The 689-nt window shown below is 62.7% G+C and carries 2 protein-coding genes; one reads left to right on the forward strand and one right to left on the reverse strand.

Features of this window, described 5'->3' with window-relative positions; all coding sequences use genetic code 11:
• Nucleotides 1–16: 16 nt before the first annotated feature.
• The gene (locus tag CXR03_RS18885; RefSeq protein WP_104105052.1) at nt 17–226 is read right to left on the reverse strand and encodes a hypothetical protein; all 210 of its coding nucleotides are present in this window, start codon (nt 224–226) and stop codon (nt 17–19) included.
• A 102-nt stretch (nt 227–328) separates the two neighbouring features.
• Here CXR03_RS18885 and CXR03_RS18890 point away from each other — a divergent pair, with 102 nt between their 5' ends.
• Nucleotides 329–556 (forward strand): hypothetical protein, encoded by a 228-nt coding sequence (locus tag CXR03_RS18890; RefSeq protein WP_104105053.1) that lies wholly within the window; start codon nt 329–331, stop codon nt 554–556.
• Nucleotides 557–689 lie beyond the last annotated feature (133 nt).

Below are 689 nucleotides of genomic sequence, written 5' to 3' on the forward strand. Positions count from 1 at the left end.
GGGCGCATCCTTCCTCTCACTCGATCAGAAAGGAGGATGACACGCCATGTTTCGCAACCCGCTCCAGACCCTTCAGCTGACCTTGGCCACACTTCAGGAGGCATCCCGCCGCCGCGACATGCATGCCGCCGCATGCCGCATGCTCGCGCCACTCGGCCCCGCCCTGCGCGATGATCTCGGCCTGACACGCCATCGCCAATTTATCAGTTTTCAGAATGATAAACATCAGAAACATTCGTTTGATTGATGATTGAGACTGCGCGATATCAGAAACCGGCCTCAGACAACGGATGAAGAGAGGGCCACCGAGCCACGAAGGAAAACGACCATGACCATGGTTTGCAGTGTTACCCCCGAGATCAGAACCGCCTCCCCGGCCTCCATGCTGGGTGCAACGGCAAAGGCCATGGCCGGCCACCTCGCGGCGAAACTGAACCGTCTCGCCCAAGCGGTCGCCGAGCACCGCCGCCATCGTCTCGAGCAGGCCGCCCTGGAGGCCCTGCCCTTCGATCTGCGCAAGGATCTCGGCTGGCCTGCAGGCGACACGCGCCGCTGAACCCGCCTCAAGACTTCTCCCTCAGCGACGCGGACGCCCCTTCGCGTCGCAAACCGGCGAGATAGCCAGCCGCAAGCCCGGCGCCTCCCATTCCGCGAAGCCAAAGCTTTTCAACCACCTGCGACCAGGCCCG

The sequence above is a fragment of the Arthrobacter sp. 08Y14 genome (assembly GCF_002929455.1).
GTDB classification, from domain to species: domain Bacteria; phylum Actinomycetota; class Actinomycetes; order Actinomycetales; family Micrococcaceae; genus Arthrobacter_B; species Arthrobacter_B sunyaminii.